Origin of the sequence: Curtobacterium sp. P97, assembly GCF_023712445.1 — a bacterium.
Lineage (GTDB): Bacteria > Actinomycetota > Actinomycetes > Actinomycetales > Microbacteriaceae > Curtobacterium.
The window spans coordinates 1-18,475 of sequence record NZ_JAMAYF010000002.1 but is presented as its reverse complement, the minus strand read 5'-3'; the positions used below and the strand labels follow the sequence as shown (position 1 = coordinate 18,475).

Here is an 18,475-nt window from a genome sequence, read left to right as displayed (position 1 = left end):
CTCACCGGGTGACCTGCCCTCCGTCCGCCGCCGACGCCGACGCGGACGCGACCGCCGACGCAGTCGCGACCGTCGACGCCGTCGCGACCGTCGCCGTCATCGGCGCGGGGCAGGCCGGGCTGTCGGTCGCGCACCACCTGCGCCGACGCGGGTTCCGCGCCGTGTCCGGCGCCGGGGACCGCGGCGGGCCGGCCGGCAGGACCGTCGTCGTGCTCGACGCGAACCAGCGGCCAGGAGGCGCGTGGCAGCACCGGTGGGCGTCGCTGCGGATGGCCACGGTGAACGGCATCCACGACCTGCCCGGCACGCCGCTCCCACCCGTCGACCCTGCGGAGGAGGCCCGCACCGCGGTCCCCCGCTACTTCGCCGACCACGAGGCGCGCGAGGCCCTCCCGGTGCTGCGGCCCGTCCGCGTGCGGTCGGTGACCCCGGTCGACGACCGCCCCGACGGGGCACTCCGTCTCGACACGGACCACGGCTCGTGGCTGGTGCGCGCCGTGGTGAACGCCACCGGCACGTGGGACACCCCGGTGGTCCCGGACGTGCCGGGTGCCGCGTCCTTCCTCGGCGAGCAGCTGCACAGTCGCGACTTCGTCGACGCCGAGCACTTCCGCGGCAGGCGCGTGGCCGTCGTCGGCGGCGGGATCTCCGCGGTGCAGCTGCTCGGGGAGATCAGCCTCGTCACCTCGACCGTCTGGTACACCCGGCGCGAACCGGTGTTCCTGCCGGGCGGCTTCGTCCACGAGGTCGACGGCGTCGACGTGGAACGACGCGTGGCCGCCGACGTCCGGGCCGGTCGACCGCCGGCGAGCATCGTGTCGTACACCGGACTGATCTGGACCGGCGCGCTGCGTGACGCCGCTCGGCGCGGTGTGCTCGAGCGGCGGCCGATGTTCACGCGGGTCCGACCGCACGGCGTCGTGGAGGCCGACGGCACCGACACCTCGGTGGACGTCCTGCTCTGGGCGACCGGGTACCGCGCGGACCTCGACCACCTGGCGCCGATGCACCTGCGCGGCCCGCTCGGCGGCGTCTCGGTCGCCGGTACGCAGGTGACCGACGAGCCGCGCGTGCACCTCGTCGGCTACGGCCCGTCGCAGTCGACCGTCGGGGCGAACCGCGCGGGCCGGGCCGCCGCCCGCGACCTGGACCGCTGGCTCGACACCCACGAGGGCACCCGCGGGGACGGTCGACCGCCGAGTGCTGACGTCGAGCGCTGACCGCCGGACCCCGGACCCCGGACCCGATCAGCGTCTCGCCGAACGGTGCCGCCGAGCAGCCTCAGGCCACCGGGACCGGTGGGAGCTCGCGGTCGGTCTCGGCGACGCGGGTGGCCTTCGCGGCGAGGCCCTGCAGCGGCCCCTCGAGCAGCACCCTGTCGGCGACGTGGCGGAGCGCGAGCCCGAGCCGAGTCCGGGGGTAGGCGAACCGGACGATCCCGCGCGGGATGCCCTGCACGTCGTCCACGAGCGGTCGCATCCAGTCGTCGAACGCCGCGAGCGCACGGTCGAGGTCCGCACGGTCCGAGGAGCGACCCGTGACCGATGCGGCGAGCACGTACCCGCTCGTGAGGGCGAGCGACGCGCCTCCTCCGCCCATGGGCGTGACGCACCACGCTGCGTCGCCGACGAGGGCCACGCGGCCCCGCCGCCAGACGGGCATCCGCACCTGGGTGAGCCGGTCGACGTAGACGTCGTCCGACGTCGCGAAGCCGTCGAGCACACGGCGCGACTGCCACCCGGCGTCGGCGAACCGTTCCTCGAGCCCCGCCTGCACCCCCGTGCGCTCGGCGCCGGTCACCCCGTCGTCGTCGCCGGCCCAGGCCAGGATCGCGCGGGTCGTGTCGTACGGGTCGGGGCGCAGGTGCACCTGGCGTCCACCGACGGCATTGTACCAGCGCCACCGTCGGTCGTCGGAGTCCGTCCGAGGGATCGTCCCGAACGCCATCGTGACGCCCAGGTCCCGCTCGGCGACGTCGCCCGGGTGGTCGAACACCAGCGCCCGGGTGGTCGACCGGACACCCTCGGCGACCACGAGCAGGTACGCCCGGAGCGTCCGACCTGAGGTCGTCGTGACGGCGACGTGTCCGGGCGCGGTGTCGTCGACGTCGGTGATCCGCTCACCGAAGACGAAGGGCACCTCGTCGGGCAGCGCGTCGCGGACCGTGCGGGCCAGGTCGCCCCGGAGCACCTCGAGCTCGGCGGTCGCGCCGTCCGGCCCCTCGGGCAGGGTCGCGGTCACCCGTCCCTCGGTGTCGACCAGGACGGTCCCGGTCTCGGTGGTGTTCGCGGCACGGACCGCATCCGTCAGCCCCATCCGCTCGAGCACCTGCTTCGCGACGCCGCGGACGTCGACGTTCTGCCCGCCGTCACGGAAGGCCGGAGCGCGTTCGACGACGGTGACGTCCCAACCGGTGTGCCGGAGCCACCAGGCGGCGGACAGACCTGCGATGCTCGCTCCCGAGATCACTGCGTGTGGTGCGGACATGTCCTGCTCCTCGTGTGCTGCGCGGTCGGCTGGGACCGACCGCTCGTGCTTTACAGTGAAGCGACTTGACTGTGGAGGAACCTGGATGCCCGACATCGACCCGCTCACGACGGACTGGCAGGACGACGAGGTCGCCGTCATGCACCACCTCCGGGACTGGGCCGTGGCGTTCGAGGAGCTCGACCGGCACCTCGGCGTGTGGATGGGGATGTCGACGACGGATGCGAACGCCCTCGGTCAGGTGCTGTGGGCCGAGCAGGCGGGCGAGCCGCTCTCCCCCGCGCAGCTCGCCCGGCAGATCGGCATGACGTCGGGTGCGACCTCGGTGCTCGTCGACCGGCTCGAGACGGCAGGTCACGTGACCCGCCACCGCGAGAGCACGGACCGCCGGCGGGTGACCCTGCGCGCGACCGCCGCGGCGCGGGCTGCGAACGAGGCGTTCCTCGCGCTCGCCGGGCGCGAGATCGCGGGCGCCCTCCGCGAGAGCGACCCCACCGAGCTCCGGGCCGCACTGCGGTTCCTCGCGCGGATGACGACGGCGGCGACCGCGGCGAACACGCGCCTCGCGGCGCGTCGGAGCGGTGGTTCGACCACCGCGACCGCCCACTGATCGACGGGCGGCGCCTCGCCGGGAGCAACGGGCTCCGCATCCCCGAGAGCACCGCCTCGCCGCGAACGACGAGAACCCCTCCGGGCCGGAGCTCGGAGGGGTTCTCGGGTGTGGTGACCCCAGCGGGATTCGAACCCGCGTTACCGCCGTGAGAGGGCGACGTACTAGGCCGCTATACGATGGGGCCGCACGCCCCGCTCGAGAGCGGGACACACTCGTTGTCGGACTCGGAGGCTAGCCACCTGTGGTGACCCCAGCGGGATTCGAACCCGCGTTACCGCCGTGAGAGGGCGACGTACTAGGCCGCTATACGATGGGGCCGTTCCGACAACCCGATAAGTATGGCACAACGCGCGCACGCTGCCAAAACGGGGCGTGTCGCCCGGGTGTGCCGCGCCTCCGGGCGGATCCGCAGTGTCTCAGATCGTGAGCGACTCGCCGGGCCGGAGCACGACGAGTTCCCCGTCCCCGAGCGCCTCGCGCTGCCGGTCGGTGTGCATGGCGAAGCCGATCTCGGACAGCGTCGCCTCGTGCACCGGGTAGGCGCGCCGCGGACCGACCGCGGCGATCCAGTCCATCATCTCCTCGACCTTGAGCCACGGTGCGCCGACCGGAGCAGCGAGGACCTCGACGGGGACGCCGGGCACCGTGTACGCGTCCCCGGGGTGGAAGAGACGACCGTCCACCAGCACCCCGGTGTTGTCGACGAGGGGCACCGAGGAGTGGATGCGCTGGTGCCGGGCGCCGTGCAGGTCGAGCGTGAAGGGGCCGACCTCGCGGTGGTCACCGTCGCCGACCACCTCGACCGTGATGCCCGCGTCGGCGAGCGCCGCGGCCACGCCCGACGGCCCGAGGACCACCGCGTCCGGGTTCCGGTCGAGGATCCCGTGCAGCTGCTCGGGGGTGCCGTGGTCCGGGTGCTCGTGCGTCACGACGACGGCCACGACCCCGGTCACGTCGACCGGGCGGGTGAACCCGCCGGGGTCCAGGACGAGCCGTGCCCCGTCCTTCGTGACGACCTGGCACGCGTGCTCGAGCTTGGTGACCTCCATGCGGGCGACCCTACGCGCGTGGCTGCGGGGTTCCGCACGGGTCCCGCCACGGTCCTGGCACGCCGTTGTCGGACGTCGATGCGTGCCCGTAGCGTCCGGGACATGGCCACCACCACCGCCGTCGCCCTGCCCGGACCCCGGCGCGTCGTGCACGTCGACCTCGATGCCGCGCTGCCGGAGCTCGTCGCCGACGGGACCGGTACGGAGGCCCTCGTCGTCGGACGCCGCGACGGGTACCCCGTCTGCACGGCCGGGCTGACGCTGACGGCCGACCCGTCCGACGCCGCGCGGGTGCTGCGGGCGCTCGCCGCATCGTCGTCCGTGACCACCCCGACCGCGCCGGCCCCCGTGCACGACGACGACGACCTGCCGTCGGTCTCCGTCGTCGTGTCCACCGTGGTCGACCGCGTCGAGGGCCTCGGTCGGTTGCTCGACGCCCTCGAGCGCCACGACCACCCGGAGCACGAGGTCATCGTGGTCGACAACCGTGTCCGGGTCCCGGAGGACGACCCGCTGCCGGCCCTGCTCGCGGGACGCCGTGTCCGACTCGTCGAGGAACGGCGCCCCGGGCTGTCCGCCGGGCGGAACGCGGGGATCGCTGCGGCACGGGGCGAGGTCGTGGCGTTCACCGACGACGACGTGCAGGTCGACCCGCGCTGGCTCCGTGCCCTCGGCGAGCGCTTCGTCCGTGAGCCGGAGCTCGACGCCGTCGTCGGCGTGGTCCTGCCGACCGAGCTCGCGACGCCCGCGCAGGTCTGGTACGAGGCGTACTACGGCGGCTTCAGCGGCGAGCGCTCCTTCGAGCCGGTGACCATCGTCCCCGAGGACGTGCCCGGCGCGATGCGCTTCGCCCGCGTGGCCGCGGTGCGACCGGACGGCTCGGTCCGGCGACGGTTCCCGGTGTACGGCATCGGTGCGTACGGCGCCGGCGCGAACATGGCGTTCCGCCGGACACTGCTCGAGTCGGTCGGTGGGTTCGACCCGACCCTCGGCGCCGGGTCCCCCGCACGCGGCGGCGAGGACCTGGCGATGTTCGTCGAGACCCTCTGGCGCGGCGGACGCATCGGCTTCGAACCCCGCGCCGTCGTGCACCACCGGCACCGCCGGACCGTCGCGGAGCTGCACGCGCAGCTGCACGGCAACGGCGTCGGGTTCGCCGCCCTGCTCTGCGCACTCGTGGCCCGGGACCGACGACACGTCGCCGTCCTCGCTCGGCTCGTCCCCCTCGCGGCGACGGCGAAGGCCCGGGTCGCGGCCGCGGCCCTGTTCCGCGGCCGTGGCGCCGACCACCGACGGGCCGCGGACCCGACCCTCCCGGCTCCGGCGAGCACACCGGTGCCGCGGTCACTGGCGTACCACGAGCTCCGGGGGTTCCCCGCGGGACCGTCCGCATGGCTCCGCAGTCGTCGACGCTGGCGCGCCGTCAGGGCGGGACGGCCCCTCGCCGGGTGACCCGGAGGCGCAGCGCCACGCGTGACCGTAGGATCGGTCACGTCCGACGACTGCGTCGGGCGCGAGGAGGGCGCATGCTGCTGGGTACCGACACCGAGCGCCGTGACGTCCCGGCGGACGACGCCACGGGTCCAGCGCCGGTGCTGCACCTCGTCGCGCCGAGCGCGACGGACGCCGCCACGTGCGCGTGCGGCCACCAGCGGGAGGCGCACGAGCACTACCGACGCGGCTCGGACTGCGCGCTCTGCGACTGCCCGCGCTTCCGTCGCCGGGGCTGACCGCCGCGCTCGAGCGGTACCGCGTGCGGGAAACCGCTGCATCCCCGCAGCCGCCCCGGCGGTTCCTTGTCGGGCTCCGGGGCCGGAGTTAGCGTCGCTCGCATGCCCACCCCCACCGCGGAGCTCGCCTGCGTCGTCCTCGCACACGAGGACCCGACCCAGGTCCGCCGACTCCTCGAGGCGCTGGACCCCTTCCCCGTCTTCCTGCACTGCGACGTCCGCACTCCGGACGCCGCGCACGACGCGATGACCGACGGGCTCCCGCCGCGCGTCCACCTGCTCGACCGCCGGCGCACCGGATGGGCGCGGTGGGAGAACGCAGCAGCGGAGCTCGCCGGGTACCGCGCCGCGCTCGCCGGGACGGATGCGAGCCACATCGCCGTCCTGACGGGCAGCGACTACCCGCTCGCCACCGCCGACGAGGTGCGCGCGGTGCTCGGGCGCCACCCCGGTCGTTCGTTCCTCGTCACCCACCCGCTCCCGCACCCGGACTGGCGCGGCGGGGGCTGGTCGCGGTTCCGCTACCGCCACTGGGCGTGGCGCAAGCACATGCTGCGGCTGCCGGTGCCGCGTCGGCTGCCGCGTGGGGTCGTCCTGACCGGTGGGTCCCAGGTGAAGCTGATCAGTCGTGAGCACGCGCAGGCCGTGGTCGACGTCGTGGACGCCCGCCCGGACCTCGTGCGCTTCTGGCGCCGCGTGTGGATCGCCGACGAGTCGCTCGTGGCCTCGATCCTGAACTCCCCCGCACTCGTCCCGGGGTTCGCCGACGAGCACCTCGAGCACCCGCTCTGGTACATCGGGTGGGACGGTACCCGGATGAAGAGCCCGCCGTGGCTCGGGACGCCGGACGCCGGACGCCTGCTGGAGCACTGGACCGGTCCGGACGACCAGCCGCCGTACCTGTTCGCGCGGAAGTTCTCCACGAGCCGCAGCGCCGACCTGCTCGACCTCGTCGACGCGGCGGTCGGCCTGCGGGCGCACCGTCCCGCCGGGGCCACCGCGCCGTGAGCGTCCCGTCCGACACCGGGAGTGCGACGCGGACGACGACGGTGCGGCGCGCCGGGCGGCACGTCGCCCGTACCCGCGACACCACGAGCAGCCCCGGCAGCACCGCCGGCACGGACACCGGCAGCACCGACACCGGCAGCACCGCCGTCCGCACGGGTGCCTCGGCGCTCTTCGGCCGGGGCATGCTCTACGTGGTCGTCTGGTCCATGCAGCTGGTCGTCAGCTCGCTCGTCTCCCCCGTCCTCGCGCACCTGCTGCCGCCGTCCGAGTTCGGCGTGCTCGCGTCCGCCATCGCGCTCTTCCAGGCGCTCGGCGTCCTCGCCGTGGCCGGACTCGACCAGGCGGCGGTGCTGCAACGCGCCGAGGACGGCGACGACCGTCGGGCCCGCGGGCTCGTCCCGGTCGGTGCGGTCCTCGCGACCCTCGTCACGCTCGCGGCGCTGGGGTCGCTGCCGGCGTGGGGTGACGCGGCCGGCTTCGTCGGCCAGCACCCGCTCCTCCTGGTCGCGGTGCTCTGGACGCTGCCCGCGGCGGTCGTGCAGACGTCGCTGGCGCTCCTCGTGGCGCAGGACCGGATCCGCGTCTTCGCGGTCACCAGCCTGCTGTCGTCGGTGGGCGGCTCGGTCATCGGCCTCGGCCTCCTCGTACTCGTGCACGCCGACGCGACCACCTACGCCTGGGGCGGCGTGGTCGCGCAGGGCGTGGCGATGGTGATCGGCGTCGTCGCCGTCCGCCCGCGCCTGCGGGGGCTGGTCGACCACGCGACGACGGCACGCGCCTTCCGGCTCGGCGTGCCGATCGCGCTGGGCAACCTGTCCTACTTCGTCCTGAACGCCGGGGACCGCATCGTCGTGCAGCGCCTCCTCGGACCCGACGAGGTGGCCCGCTACCAGATCGCCTACGTCGTCGGTTCGGCGGTCGTCCTGCTCCTGACCTTCACGAACAGCGCGTGGGCGCCGCACTTCGCCGCGCTCCGCGACGCCGCCGCACGACGGCGCCTCGCGATGCACGCGCGTGACGAGCTGTACCTGCTCCTCGCGCCGGTGCTCCTCGCCGTGACCCTCGTGTCGCCGGTCGCGCTCCCGGTGCTGGCACCGCCCTCGTACCGGGTCGAGGAGCTGTCGGTCGTGGTGTTCGTCGTCGCCCTGACGGCCTTCCCGGTCGTCGCGAGCGGCGCCACCGGACGACTGCTCGTCGTGGAGCGCCGCGGTGTCGCCGTCGGGGTGATCGCCGCCACCGCCGCCGCCGTGAACGTCGGCGCGAACCTGCTGCTCGTCCCACCGCTCGGCATCGCCGGCGCCGCGCTGTCCACGGTGCTGTCGTACGCGCTGCTCGCCGTGCTGCAGCAGGCCGCGCTGCGGGACCGGAGGCTGTGGCGTGGACCCGCCCGCCGGGTCCCCCTCGTCGTGGTGCCGGCCGTGCTCCTGGCTGCGGCCTCCCTGCTCGCCCCGCAGGACACCGTCTGGGACGTCGTGCGCATCGTCGGCGTCGTCGCCTGCCTGCCCTGGTTCCTGCAGCGGCTCCGGGCGGCCCGCGGCGGCTCGCGCTGACCGGCACCCGCGCGCACCGACGCCCGCCCGGGCAGCACGCGCGAGGCCCCCGGTACCCACTCGGGGTACCGGGGGCCTTGCATCTGCCAGGGTCAGACCGCGACGGGCTCCGGAGCCGGCGCCGTCGCCCGCACCACGACGGCGCCGAACGTCCGCCCGACCGCGTACCCGGTCACCGTGGCGACGACGCTCGTCACGATCGCGAGCGCACGGACACCACCACCACGGCCGACCGTCCCGAGCTCGCGCAGGAGCGCCCCCGGCAGCACCCGGGTCAGGTAGGTGCCCTCGCTCGAGAGCGAGTCCCGCGCACCGACCCGTCGGCTCAGGACGGCCTTCGAGATCCCCTCGTAGTAACTGCGACGACGGACGTACCGCATCGACACCCGGTCGGCCGACACGCGGTGCGAGACGTTCGACCGCGGCTCGTAGCGGATCCGGGCCGTCGGGCGCATCTGGGCGATCCGGATGCAGAGCTCGGTTTCCTCGCAGCCCAGCGGCTGGTTGCCGACCCGACCGATGCCGGACCGGAACCCGCCCGCGGCGAGCAGGACGTCCCGCCGGAACGCCATGCTCGACCCGATCACGTTCCGGACGTCGCCGGCCTCGGTCGGCAGCCCGGTGTAGCTGCAGCCGACGATCCAGAGCAGCTCGTCCGGGAACGGTCCGGCGCCGGTGGTGTCCGGCCACGACGGGGTCGCGCGGCCGCCGACCCCGACGACGTCGGGCAGCTCGAGGGACTCGACGAGGTGCATCAGCCAGTCCGGGTCCGCCGCGGCGTCGTCGTCGAGGAAGGCCACGACGTCGGACGCGGCGAGTGCCACGCCCGTGTTCCGGGCGCCGGACAGGCCGCGCTCCTCGGCGTTCGGGACGACCCGCAGCTCGGGCCACCTGGCCGCGGCGCGGAGCAGCAGCTCGGGCTCGTGGTCGATCACGACGACGACCTCGGTGGCCTCGGGCTGCCGCTTCGCCGACTCCACGGCTGCCTGCAGGTCGCCCCAGCGCTGCTGGGTGTAGGCGCAGATGACGACCGCGACCGTGGGCAGGCTCACGCGGCTTCCTCGTCGAGGACGGCCACCGGCTCCGCAACGGCGCGGGCGCGCACCGGCGTCGGCGCGAGACGGGCGCGGGCGGCGACCTCGCCGGCGCGACGACGCTCGTGCATGATCGAGGTGAGGACGCGGATGCCGTCGCTCACGGCGTTGAGGTTGCTCGTGCCGTGCACGCGGAGCTTCTCGTGGCTCGGGACCTCGGTGATCGCGAAGCCGGCGGCGGACCACCGGCAGGTCAGGATCGTCTCGATCTCGAAGCCGTCACCCCACCGCATCGATCCGTCGGCGGGCTGCGGGAGCGTCGAGGACAGCAGACCGACCGTCGGCAGCGTGTCCGCCCAGAACGCGTTGTAGCCGTAGCAGAGGTCCGTGTACCGCGCACCGAGCAGCAGGTTCGAGATGATGTTGAGCCCCTTGTTGCCGAGGCCCCGGATCACCGTGATGTCGTCGCTGCCGCCGCCGGGCGCGTACCGGGACCCCTTGGCGACGTCGGCACCGGCGACGAGGGCGTCGACGAAGCGCGGGATCTCGGCGGCGTCCGCGGAGCAGTCCGCGTCGAACATGACGACGACGTCGCCGGTGACCGCCTCGAAGCCGCAGGCCAGTGCGTTGCCCTTGCCCTTCCGGGTCTGCTGCACGACCGTGATCGACGGCATCAGGCGCCGCGCGGTCGCGACGGTGTCGTCGACCGAGTTCCCGTCGACGAGGATCACCTCGTGCACGGGCGGCAGCATCGGCAGGATGATCTCGAGGTTGCGCGCCTCGTTGCGTGCGGGGATGACGACCGAGACACGGGGGTCTCGGGGTCGGACGGTGGTGCTCATGGTGCTCCTGTCGGGTTCAGGCTGCGTGGGTCGTGTCCCGTCGGTCCGGCGCTGGGTGGGCGCCGGTGGGACGTGTGGGGATGGTCCGTGGGGCGGGTGGGGTGCTCTCGCCGCGGGGACGGGGGTACGCCGTTCCCGCGGCGGTCCCACCTTCGTCCGCGCCGTGGTCACCGGTCAACGCGGCGCGGGGTGCGTTGCGGCAGCCGCGACCGCGCGTACGGAATCCCGCAAGCGGGCGCGGATCGTGCGGGCACGGCGGCCGGGAGGCACGTGCTGACGCTCCGACGCACCGCCCGACGCGCCACGTGGCGACCGGGAGGGGCGGGACGGGTGGACCGTTCGTCCGACGTCCCGCACGTCGTCGCGTCGCGGCGCGGGGTGCGGCCGCGCGACGGTCGCTGCTGTCCGGTACCGGGCCGGGCCGCAGCCCGCGGTGCGGGCGCACGGCGCGCCTCCCGGTCGGCACGCGGTCGGACCGCGTGCCGGATCAGGAGGTCCGGCGGGCGGCAGCCGAGCGGGCGCGCACCCTGCGACGGGACCGCGCGTAGCGACCGACACCCCGCAGCACGGCGCGGAGCTCGACGCCGCGCACCGCGGCGACCTCGCGGTCGAAGGCGCTGTCACCCGCTGCGGGGACGGTGTCGGAGCGCGCCGGCCCACCGGCGACGTCCGCCGCGGGGACCGCCGGCCCGGCGAGCAGGTGCCGGACCGCGCCGGGCGCGCGGACCAGCGCCATCCCGAGCGTCCGTGGCCGGAGGGCGGTCTTCGTCAGCCACGCCCCGAGCCCGGTGCCGTACCCGACCGCCTGGGTGCGGAGTGCGGCGACGTCGGCGCGGTGCCGGTGCCAGACCAGGGCGGAGGGCTCGACCGCGAGGGCCGCGCCGGAGAGCACCACGCGGGCGAAGACGTCGATGTCCTCGCCGCCGCCCGTGGCGGTGCCGACGCCGAGCGCCTCGTCGAAGCCGCCGAGCGCGAGCACCGCGTCACGGCGCATCGCGAAGTTCGCCCCGGTGCCGTAGTCGCCCACCGAGAACGGGAAGAGCGGCCGGTCCGCCGGCGGGGCGGTGAGCCGGAACACCCGCGGGGTGAGGTTCCGCGACCAGGTCACCCGTTCGTCGAACCAGCGCTGGGCCGGCGTGCGGAGCTCGCCGCTCGCCACGAGCCCGCTGACGCACACGACGTCCTCCCCGCGGGCGAAGCCGGACGCGAGGGCACGGAGCCACCCGCGGTCGACCACCACGTCGTCGTCGGTGAACGCGACGACCTCGCCACGGGCGGCACGGACACCGGCGTTCCGGGCGCTGGACAGCCCGGGCGTCGGCTCGAGCACGTACCGGATGCGCGGGTCGGTGCCGGGCGCGGTGACGAGTCGACGGGTGGCGTCGTCGGACGGCGCGTTGTCGACCACGACGACCTCCAGGTCGGGATGGTCGAGCGCGAGGACCGACCGCAGGGCGTCGGCGAGCTGGTCGGCGCGGTCGCGGGTGCAGAGCACGACGGTCGTGCTCGGGAGCCGCACCGGCACGGGCGGGTGCTCGGCCGGGGGCAGCGCGTCGACGGCCGCGCGGAGCTCGGAGGCGTCGACCGCCCCGTCGGTGACGGGCAGGTCGACGAAGCCCCGGGGCGACGTGCCCGCACGGACGAGGAGCCGCGCCGTCCGGTGGCCGGCGGCGTCCGCCAGCGGGATCGCGACGTCGCCGTCGGGGACCTCGTACGCGTCGACGGCGCCGACCCAGACCGCACCCGGCCAGGTGGGCGGCTCGGGGCTCGCCATCGTGCGCTCGAGCACGAGGCGGGACGACGACGGTCGCGGCGGCGTGGAGGTCATGGGACCACCGTCGTCGGCCCCGGCGGTGGCGTCAACGCGGCCGCGGGGAGCCTGCGGTTCCCCCGCAGGAGCGGACGCGACCGTGCGTGATGCCGCAATGCCGCAGGGCACCCGCACAACACCGTCGGCACCCTCGTCGGTGGCGGTCGACGATGGTCGACTTGCCTCGACAGCCGGCACCCGACCCGAAGGAACGCCCGATGCCCCTCACCTCCGCGGTGGTCACCCCGTGACCGCGACGGCGCCCACGCGGGTGGAACTCCGCCGGGCGCACCGGGTGCACCGGTCCCCGCTGCCGGCGGTCGCTGCCGCGGTGCTGGCGTTCGCGGCGACGGCGGTGCTGCTCACCGGGACGACCGGTCCGGTGCAGACCGCCGTGGTCCTGACGGCGCTCCTCGTCGTGCCCGGGACGGCCGTCGTCCGGCCCCTCCGCCTGACCGAGCCGGTGAGCCGGGCGGCGCTCGTCCTCGTCGCCGGCGCCGCGGTCGACACCGTCGTCGCCCTCGCCATGGTCTGGACCCAGCGCTGGGCCCCCGTCCCGGCGGCGGGCCTCGTCCTCGTCGTCAGCGGCTGGGCGGCGCTGGCGCACGGGGTCGTCACGGCCCGGTCGTCCGACCGGGCGTCGGTGCAGCACGCCGTCCGCTCCGCCTGGGCAGCACGCCGCGACGGTACGCTCGTCCGGCTCGCGGTCGGCGGCGGCGTGCTCGTCACGGGGGTCGCGCTCTGGGTCGTCGGCACGGCGCAGACCACCAGAGGGGCGCTCGGCGAGTGGGGCCTGCTCACCGCCGTCCCCCCAGTGTGGTGGGTCGGTGCCGGTGCGGTCCTCGCGGTGACCGTCGTCGCGCTGGTCGACCGTCGGTTCCCGGCCGCGCTCCGCACCGCCACCGCCGCCGTGCTCGTCGTGGTCGTGTACGGCACGGCGAACCTCGCGGCTGCCGAGCCCCGACCGCCCTGGGTCTTCAAGCACATCGCCGTCACCGCGTACATCCAGCAGCACGGCTCGGTCGACCCGGCGATCGACATCTACAACCGCTGGCCGGGCTTCTTCGCGGTGAGCGCCTTCCTCGGCTCCGTCACGGGGACCACGGACGCCGCCGCGCCGGTCCGCTTCGTGGAGGTCGCGTTCGCCCTGCTCGACGGTGCGCTCGTCCTGGGCATCGCCCGGGCGCTCGGGCTCCGGGGCCGCTGGACGGTCACGGCCGCCGTGGTCTTCAGCGCCGCGAACTGGGTCGGTCAGGACTACTACTCACCGCAGGCGTTCGCCTTCGCGCTCTTCCTCGCCGTCGTGCTCGTCGTGCTCACCACGCTGCGCAGCACCCCGAACGCGCTCGGGCGCGGGATCGTCGGTGTCGTCTCCCGGCTGCTCCGGGCCCGCCGGGCACCGATCGTGCCGACCGGTGGGACCGCCGCGGCCGTCGACCCCGGTACCGCCGCCACCCGCACCGCGACCCTCACCGCGGTGGTCCTGGTCGTGCTCCTCCAGGCGGTGATCACGGCGTCGCACCAGCTCACGCCCTACGTGCTCGTCGCCGCGTTCGTCCCGCTCGTCGCGATCGGGGTCGTCCGCCCCTGGTGGACCGCGCTGCCCGTCGTCGCCGCACCGCTGCTGTACCTCCTGCCGAACCTCGACTACGTGCAGGAGAAGTTCGGCCTGACCACCGGGTTCGACCCGGTGAGCAACGCCACGGCCGCCTCGACGTCGATCGCGATCCCGTCGCTCGCGACCACCCTGCAGAGCCGCGGGGTGCTCGCCCTCACCGCCCTGGTCGCGGTCGTCGCCCTGGTCGGCATCGTGCGGACGGTGCGTGCCGGTCACGGCCACCGGGCGCTGCTCGTGCTCTGGCTCGCCGCGTGCCCGGTCGTGCTCGTCCTCGGGCAGAGCTACGGGGGTGAGGGCAGGTTCCGCGTCGTGCTCTTCTCGGCGCCCTTCCTGGCGATCGCCGCCGTCCACGCGCTGCACGGGCGTCGGCTCCGTCTCCTGCTCACCGGCGCACTGGTCGGCGTCACGACGCTGCTCTTCGTCGCGACGACGTTCCAGGCCGAGCAGGCGAACCGGACGCCGGCCGGCGAGGTCCTGGCGGCGCGGTGGCTGGACGGCCGCTTCACGGCGGACGACACCCTGACGACCGTCGGCGGCTTCCCTGCCGTCATCGGCGCCGGGTACCCCGCGTACCTGCAGCGCTGGGGCCAGGTGCAGTCGCTGGGCGACCTCACGCAGTGGTACCCGGACGGCATCACGCCGGCCGACCTCGACGAGTCGCTCGCGGACCGGGCGCACGGCGGGGACGCGTGGCTGGTGTTCTCCGACGCCGAGCGCGCGGACGTGGTCGCCCGCGGCACCGCGACGGGCGCGGAGGTCGACGCCCTCGAACGTTCGGCAGCGGATCGCGGGACGCTGCGCTACGACCGCGACGGTGTCCGTGTCTACGAGGTCGCCCGTGCGGCGTGAGCCCGCGACGCCCGAACCGGGCCCCACACGGCGCGACGTGCTGCGCCACGGTGCGGTCGTCGCGGGACTCGTCGGCGCCGCGGCGCTGACCGGCACCGTGGCCGTCGTCCTGCCGACGGCGATCCGCCGGGCCGACCGTGCCGTGCCCGCGGAGATGCCCTCGGGGACGGTCGAGTCGGGCGGGGTCCGCTGGGTCCCGTACCTCGCCGAGGACTTCGACCGCGACGCCGCCCACGGCGACCTGCTCGCGGTCTACCCGGCGATGGCCGAGTACCGCGGGTTCCGCGACACCTCGGGCAAGGGGATCTACCACCCGGACGAGGTCGTCTCGGTCCACGACTCGACGCTCGACTTCCACCTGCGGACCGAGGACGGTCAGCCACTCGTCGCGGCCGTGCTGCCCGCGGGCTACCGGTCGTACACGCACCAGCGCGTCTCGATCCGCTACCGGGCCGGTGACGCCCCCGGCTACAAGTTCGTGATGCTCCTCTGGCCGCTGTCGGGCGACTGGAACGAGGGCGAGATCGACTGGCCGGAGGGCGACCTGGGCGGCGACGTCCGCCCGGTGTCGGCGGTGCCGGGCAGCTTCGACGCCGCGGACCGCACCATGCGGTTCCTGCCGGAGGACGCTCCGACGGTGCCGGGCGGCCAGGAGGACTGGCACGTCGCCACCGTCGAGTGGACCGCCGACATCGTGCGCTTCTGGTGGGACGGTGCACTCGTCGCCTCGACGACGGGCGCCGTGCCGAGGGTGCCGATGCGCGTCACCCTGCAGGCCGAGACCGCGATCGGCGACGCCCGCGTGCCGGCGGGGTCCGACGGGCACGTGCTCGTCGACTGGGTCGTGGCGTACCGCGCGGCCGACTGACGCCGAGCGGGCTCCTGCCCGGACGCCGACCACGATGGACCGACCGTCGACACCTCCGGGACACCGGCGCTCCTCGGTGCCGGCGTCTCCTCGGTGCCGGCGTCCGGTGTCGTTCCGGGCGTTCCGCGTCCGGTCGCGCGCCCGGTGCTGATTCGGGCGTTCCGTGTCGATCCGGGCGTGTCTCCTCGTACGAGGCGCCCGGGAACGGGAAAAGCCCCCGGGATCTCCCGGGGGCTTTTCCTTCCAGCTGGGGTACCTGGACTCGAACCAAGAACGACGGTACCAGAAACCGCTGTGTTGCCAATTACACCATACCCCAAAAGGCCTGCTGGCCTTCCGTTCCCCGTTGTCCGGGGCACGATCAACTACTGTACAGCATCCCGGAGGTCCTCGAGACCACCCACCAGGTCCCGGTGCACCGCGGCTGCCGTCGACGCCCCGTGACCGGCTGCCACGACGAGCTGCTCGGGACCCGGCGGGGTGACGTCCCCGACGGCGTACAGCCCGGGCACCCGGGTCCGACCGACGCGGTCCACGCGGAGGAGCCCTTCGGCGTCCCGGTCCGCCGGCGCGTCGAGCCAGTCGAGGTCGGCGTGCCACATGGGTCGCACGAACGCTCCGGTGTGCGGCCGCACGTCGCCGTCCGCCAGGCGGACACCGGTGAGGCCGTCCCGACCGCCCTCGAGGTCGGCCACGGGCCGTTCGTCGACCGTCACGCCCGCCGCCGACAGTCGCGCACGGCCGGCATCGTCCAGCACCGCGACACCGTTCGTGTACACCACCAGGTCGTCGGTCCACGAACCGACGAGCAACGCGCGGTCCACCACGTCGGGCGTCTCGCACAGGAACGCGAGGGGCTGCCCTGCGTGCTCGTACCCGTCGCACTCGACGCAGCTGTGCACCGACGTGCCGTAGAGGGCTCGCAGGGACGGCAGTGCCGGGAACTCCTCCCGGAGCCCCGTCGCGACCACGACGGCCCTCGCGCGGGCCCGCAGCTCGGCCCCGCGGGAGGAACCGTGCACCGACCAGCCGTCACCGTCGCGGGCCACACGGTCGACGACCGACTGCACGACGGTCGCCTCCGGGTAGGACTCGACCTCGACCCGGCCGAGCTTCCGGAGCTCGAGCGGCGAGATCCCGTCGCGCGTGACGAAGCCGTGCGAACGGAGTGTGGCAGCGTTGCGCGGTCGGTTCGCGTCGACGAGCAGCACCGTCCGCCGAGCGCGGACCAGGTTGAGCGCAGCGCTCAGCCCGGCCGGACCGGCACCGATGACCGCGACGTCGACGGACAGGCCGTCGCCGTCCCGCGCACCCGGAGTCGTCACCACGACGGTGTCAGCGGTCCGCGAGTCGGCGGAGACGGGTGAGTGTGGACTCCTTGCCGAGGATCTCCATGGACTCGAACAGCGGCGGGCTGATCCGGCGCCCGGACACGGCGACGCGGAGCGGTCCGAACGCCACGCGCGGCTTGAGGCCCATGCCGTCGATGAGGGACGACCGCAGGGCTGCCTCGATCGACCCGGTCGTCCAGTCCTCGACGCCCTCGAGCGCGGTGACCCCGGCGTGGAGCACGTCCCCGGCGTCGTCCTTCAGCGTGGCGCGGGCGTCGTCCTCGACCACGAGCTCGTCGTCGGTCGTGAACAGGAAGCCGAGCATCGCCGGAGCCTCGCCGAGGAGCTGCATGCGCTCCTGGACCAGCGGGGCCGCAGCCGCGAGCACCCGCTCCTGCTCGGCGGTCGGCGGCACCGACACGAAGTCCGTCAGGTACGGCAGCAGGCGTCCGCGGAAGTCGTCGGCGTCGAGCAGACGGATGTGGTCACCGTTGATCGCCTCGGCCTTCTTGTGGTCGAAGCGGGCGGGGTTCGGGTTCACGTCGACGACGTCGAACGCGGCGACCATCTCGTCCGACGAGAAGACGTCGCGGTCCGGGCCGATCGACCAGCCGAGCAGCGCGAGGTAGTTGAGGAGCCCCTCCGGCACCATGCCGGCGGAACGGTGGTGGAACAGGTTCGACTCGGGGTCGCGCTTCGAGAGCTTCTTGTTGCCCTCCCCCATGACGTACGGCAGGTGACCGAAACGCGGGACGACGTCGGTGATGCCGACCTCGACGAGCGCCTCGTACAGCGCGATCTGCCGCGGGGTCGACGACAGCAGGTCCTCGCCGCGCAGCACGTGGGTGATCCCCATCAGGGCGTCGTCGACCGGGTTCGTGAACGTGTACAGCGGCTTGCCGTTGGGGCGGACCACCACGAAGTCCGGGAAGGTGCCCTGCTTGAAGGTGATCTCGCCGCGCACCAGGTCGTCGAAGCTGAGGTCGCGGTCGGGCACACGCAGCCGCAGCGCCGGCTGCCGCCCCTCGTCGCGGAACGCCTGGCGCTCGGCCTCGGTCAGGTCGCGCTCGTGGTTGTCGTACCCCTGCTTCGGGTCGCGACCGGCGGCCGTGTTCCGGGCCTCCATCTCCTCCGGTGTCACGTACGACTCGTAGACGTGGCCGGACGCACGCAGCTTCGCGATGACGTCCTCGTACACGTCCGAGCGTTCGGACTGGCGGTACGGACCGTGCGGACCGCCCACCTCGACGCCCTCGTCCCAGTCGAGCCGGAGCCACCGGAGCGCGTCGAGGATCTGCTCGTAGGACTCCTCGCTGTCCCGAGCGGCGTCGGTGTCCTCGATGCGGAACACGAGCTTGCCGCCGGTGTGGCGCGCGTAGGCCCAGTTGAACAGGGCCGTCCGGATGAGCCCCACGTGCGGGGTCCCGGTCGGGCTCGGGCAGAAACGGACTCGGACGTCGGAGCCGGTGGCAGTGGTGAACGGTGCAGTCATGACCACACGATCCTACCGGCGCGCCACGCTGCCCGACCTGCGGTGGCGGTGTGCGGGTCGGCCCGGAAACGCAGGAAACCCCTGACCGATCACGGTCAGGGGTTTCCTGGTGTTGCTGAAGTTGAGTCCGGCGGCGTCCTACTCTCCCACAAGGTCCCCCTTGCAGTACCATCGGCGCTGAGAGGCTTAGCTTC

At 74.3% G+C, this 18,475-nt stretch carries 15 protein-coding genes and 3 tRNA genes; 8 read left to right on the top strand and 10 right to left on the bottom strand.

Going from position 1 to position 18,475, the window contains the following annotated elements; translation table 11 throughout:
- The first annotated feature begins 98 nt into the window (after nt 1-98).
- The gene (locus tag M3677_RS01970) at nt 99-1,220 is read left to right on the top strand and encodes an NAD(P)-binding domain-containing protein (RefSeq protein ID WP_251159787.1); all 1,122 of its coding nucleotides are present in this window, start codon (nt 99-101) and stop codon (nt 1,218-1,220) included.
- Between the two features lie 61 nt (nt 1,221-1,281).
- Here the strand turns inward: M3677_RS01970 and M3677_RS01965 are convergent, their stop codons facing one another.
- Nucleotides 1,282-2,487, bottom strand: coding sequence for an FAD-dependent monooxygenase (locus M3677_RS01965; RefSeq protein WP_251159666.1), 1,206 nt, complete (start codon nt 2,485-2,487; stop codon nt 1,282-1,284).
- 85 nt (nt 2,488-2,572) lie between these two features.
- Here M3677_RS01965 and M3677_RS01960 point away from each other — a divergent pair, with 85 nt between their 5' ends.
- On the top strand, nt 2,573-3,097 hold the full coding sequence (locus M3677_RS01960) for a MarR family winged helix-turn-helix transcriptional regulator (protein WP_209682175.1): 525 nt from the start codon (nt 2,573-2,575) through the stop codon (nt 3,095-3,097).
- 111 nt (nt 3,098-3,208) lie between these two features.
- Here the strand turns inward: M3677_RS01960 and M3677_RS01955 are convergent.
- From M3677_RS01955 to M3677_RS01945, 3 genes are all read right to left on the bottom strand, one after another.
- Nucleotides 3,209-3,284, bottom strand: a tRNA-Glu gene (locus M3677_RS01955).
- Between the two features lie 58 nt (nt 3,285-3,342).
- Nucleotides 3,343-3,418, bottom strand: a tRNA-Glu gene (locus M3677_RS01950).
- 98 nt (nt 3,419-3,516) lie between these two features.
- Complete coding sequence (locus M3677_RS01945) at nt 3,517-4,149, bottom strand: MBL fold metallo-hydrolase (protein WP_066654883.1); 633 nt, start codon at nt 4,147-4,149, stop codon at nt 3,517-3,519.
- Between the two features lie 102 nt (nt 4,150-4,251).
- On the opposite strand from M3677_RS01945, the gene M3677_RS01940 reads away from it, so the two are divergent.
- The 4 genes from M3677_RS01940 to M3677_RS01925 all read left to right on the top strand — a co-directional run bounded on the left by M3677_RS01940 (nt 4,252) and on the right by M3677_RS01925 (nt 8,437).
- The gene (locus M3677_RS01940; RefSeq protein WP_251159665.1) at nt 4,252-5,601 is read left to right on the top strand and encodes a glycosyltransferase; all 1,350 of its coding nucleotides are present in this window, start codon (nt 4,252-4,254) and stop codon (nt 5,599-5,601) included.
- A gap of 74 nt (nt 5,602-5,675) precedes the next feature.
- The gene (locus tag M3677_RS01935) at nt 5,676-5,879 is read left to right on the top strand and encodes a hypothetical protein (RefSeq protein ID WP_066654886.1); all 204 of its coding nucleotides are present in this window, start codon (nt 5,676-5,678) and stop codon (nt 5,877-5,879) included.
- Nucleotides 5,880-5,981: 102 nt separating this feature from the next.
- A complete protein-coding gene (locus M3677_RS01930) occupies nt 5,982-6,887 on the top strand; it encodes a beta-1,6-N-acetylglucosaminyltransferase (RefSeq protein ID WP_066654888.1) in 906 nt (301 codons plus the stop codon).
- A complete protein-coding gene (locus tag M3677_RS01925; protein ID WP_251159664.1) occupies nt 6,884-8,437 on the top strand; it encodes an oligosaccharide flippase family protein in 1,554 nt (517 codons plus the stop codon). Before M3677_RS01930 ends, M3677_RS01925 begins: the two co-directional genes overlap by 4 nt.
- 92 nt (nt 8,438-8,529) lie before the next feature.
- Here M3677_RS01925 and M3677_RS01920 read toward each other — a convergent pair whose 3' ends face one another.
- From M3677_RS01920 to M3677_RS01910, 3 genes are all read right to left on the bottom strand, one after another.
- Nucleotides 8,530-9,489: a glycosyltransferase family 2 protein gene (locus M3677_RS01920; protein WP_251159663.1), complete on the bottom strand. Its 960-nt coding sequence runs from the start codon at nt 9,487-9,489 to the stop codon at nt 8,530-8,532.
- Complete coding sequence (locus tag M3677_RS01915) at nt 9,486-10,313, bottom strand: glycosyltransferase family 2 protein (RefSeq protein WP_066654892.1); 828 nt, start codon at nt 10,311-10,313, stop codon at nt 9,486-9,488. Before M3677_RS01915 ends, M3677_RS01920 begins: the two co-directional genes overlap by 4 nt.
- Nucleotides 10,314-10,800: 487 nt before the next feature.
- Nucleotides 10,801-12,141, bottom strand: a complete 1,341-nt coding sequence (locus M3677_RS01910; RefSeq protein WP_251159662.1) for a glycosyltransferase family 2 protein — start codon at nt 12,139-12,141, stop codon at nt 10,801-10,803.
- 229 nt (nt 12,142-12,370) lie between these two features.
- On the opposite strand from M3677_RS01910, the gene M3677_RS01905 reads away from it, so the two are divergent.
- Both M3677_RS01905 and M3677_RS01900 read left to right on the top strand, forming a co-directional pair.
- Nucleotides 12,371-14,590, top strand: coding sequence for a hypothetical protein (locus tag M3677_RS01905; RefSeq protein WP_251159661.1), 2,220 nt, complete (start codon nt 12,371-12,373; stop codon nt 14,588-14,590).
- Nucleotides 14,580-15,458 carry a glycoside hydrolase family 16 protein gene (locus M3677_RS01900; protein WP_251159660.1) on the top strand — a complete coding sequence of 293 codons (879 nt, stop codon included), beginning with the start codon at nt 14,580-14,582 and terminating at the stop codon, nt 15,456-15,458. Before M3677_RS01905 ends, M3677_RS01900 begins: the two co-directional genes overlap by 11 nt.
- A 247-nt stretch (nt 15,459-15,705) precedes the next feature.
- Here M3677_RS01900 and M3677_RS01895 read toward each other — a convergent pair.
- The 3 genes from M3677_RS01895 to gltX all read right to left on the bottom strand — a co-directional run bounded on the left by M3677_RS01895 (nt 15,706) and on the right by gltX (nt 18,281).
- A tRNA-Gln gene (locus tag M3677_RS01895) sits at nt 15,706-15,777 on the bottom strand.
- A 46-nt stretch (nt 15,778-15,823) separates the two neighbouring features.
- A complete protein-coding gene (locus M3677_RS01890) occupies nt 15,824-16,783 on the bottom strand; it encodes an NAD(P)/FAD-dependent oxidoreductase (RefSeq protein WP_251159659.1) in 960 nt (319 codons plus the stop codon).
- Between the two features lie 10 nt (nt 16,784-16,793).
- Nucleotides 16,794-18,281, bottom strand: a complete 1,488-nt coding sequence (gene gltX / locus M3677_RS01885; protein ID WP_066658382.1) for a glutamate--tRNA ligase — start codon at nt 18,279-18,281, stop codon at nt 16,794-16,796.
- Between the last annotated feature and the right edge of the window lie 194 nt (nt 18,282-18,475).

What these genes read in the sequence shown, in the direction of transcription:
- M3677_RS01910 (WP_251159662.1), bottom strand. Translation starts at nt 12,141, where the DNA reads ATGACCTCCACGCCGCCGCGACCGTCGTCGTCCCGCCTCGTGCTCGAG.
- M3677_RS01965 (WP_251159666.1), bottom strand. Translation starts at nt 2,487, where the DNA reads ATGTCCGCACCACACGCAGTGATCTCGGGAGCGAGCATCGCAGGTCTG.
- M3677_RS01935 (WP_066654886.1), top strand. Translation starts at nt 5,676, where the DNA reads ATGCTGCTGGGTACCGACACCGAGCGCCGTGACGTCCCGGCGGACGAC.
- M3677_RS01940 (WP_251159665.1), top strand. Translation starts at nt 4,252, where the DNA reads ATGGCCACCACCACCGCCGTCGCCCTGCCCGGACCCCGGCGCGTCGTG.
- M3677_RS01930 (WP_066654888.1), top strand. Translation starts at nt 5,982, where the DNA reads ATGCCCACCCCCACCGCGGAGCTCGCCTGCGTCGTCCTCGCACACGAG.
- M3677_RS01915 (WP_066654892.1), bottom strand. Translation starts at nt 10,313, where the DNA reads ATGAGCACCACCGTCCGACCCCGAGACCCCCGTGTCTCGGTCGTCATC.
- gltX (WP_066658382.1), bottom strand. Translation starts at nt 18,281, where the DNA reads ATGACTGCACCGTTCACCACTGCCACCGGCTCCGACGTCCGAGTCCGT.
- M3677_RS01960 (WP_209682175.1), top strand. Translation starts at nt 2,573, where the DNA reads ATGCCCGACATCGACCCGCTCACGACGGACTGGCAGGACGACGAGGTC.
- M3677_RS01945 (WP_066654883.1), bottom strand. Translation starts at nt 4,149, where the DNA reads ATGGAGGTCACCAAGCTCGAGCACGCGTGCCAGGTCGTCACGAAGGAC.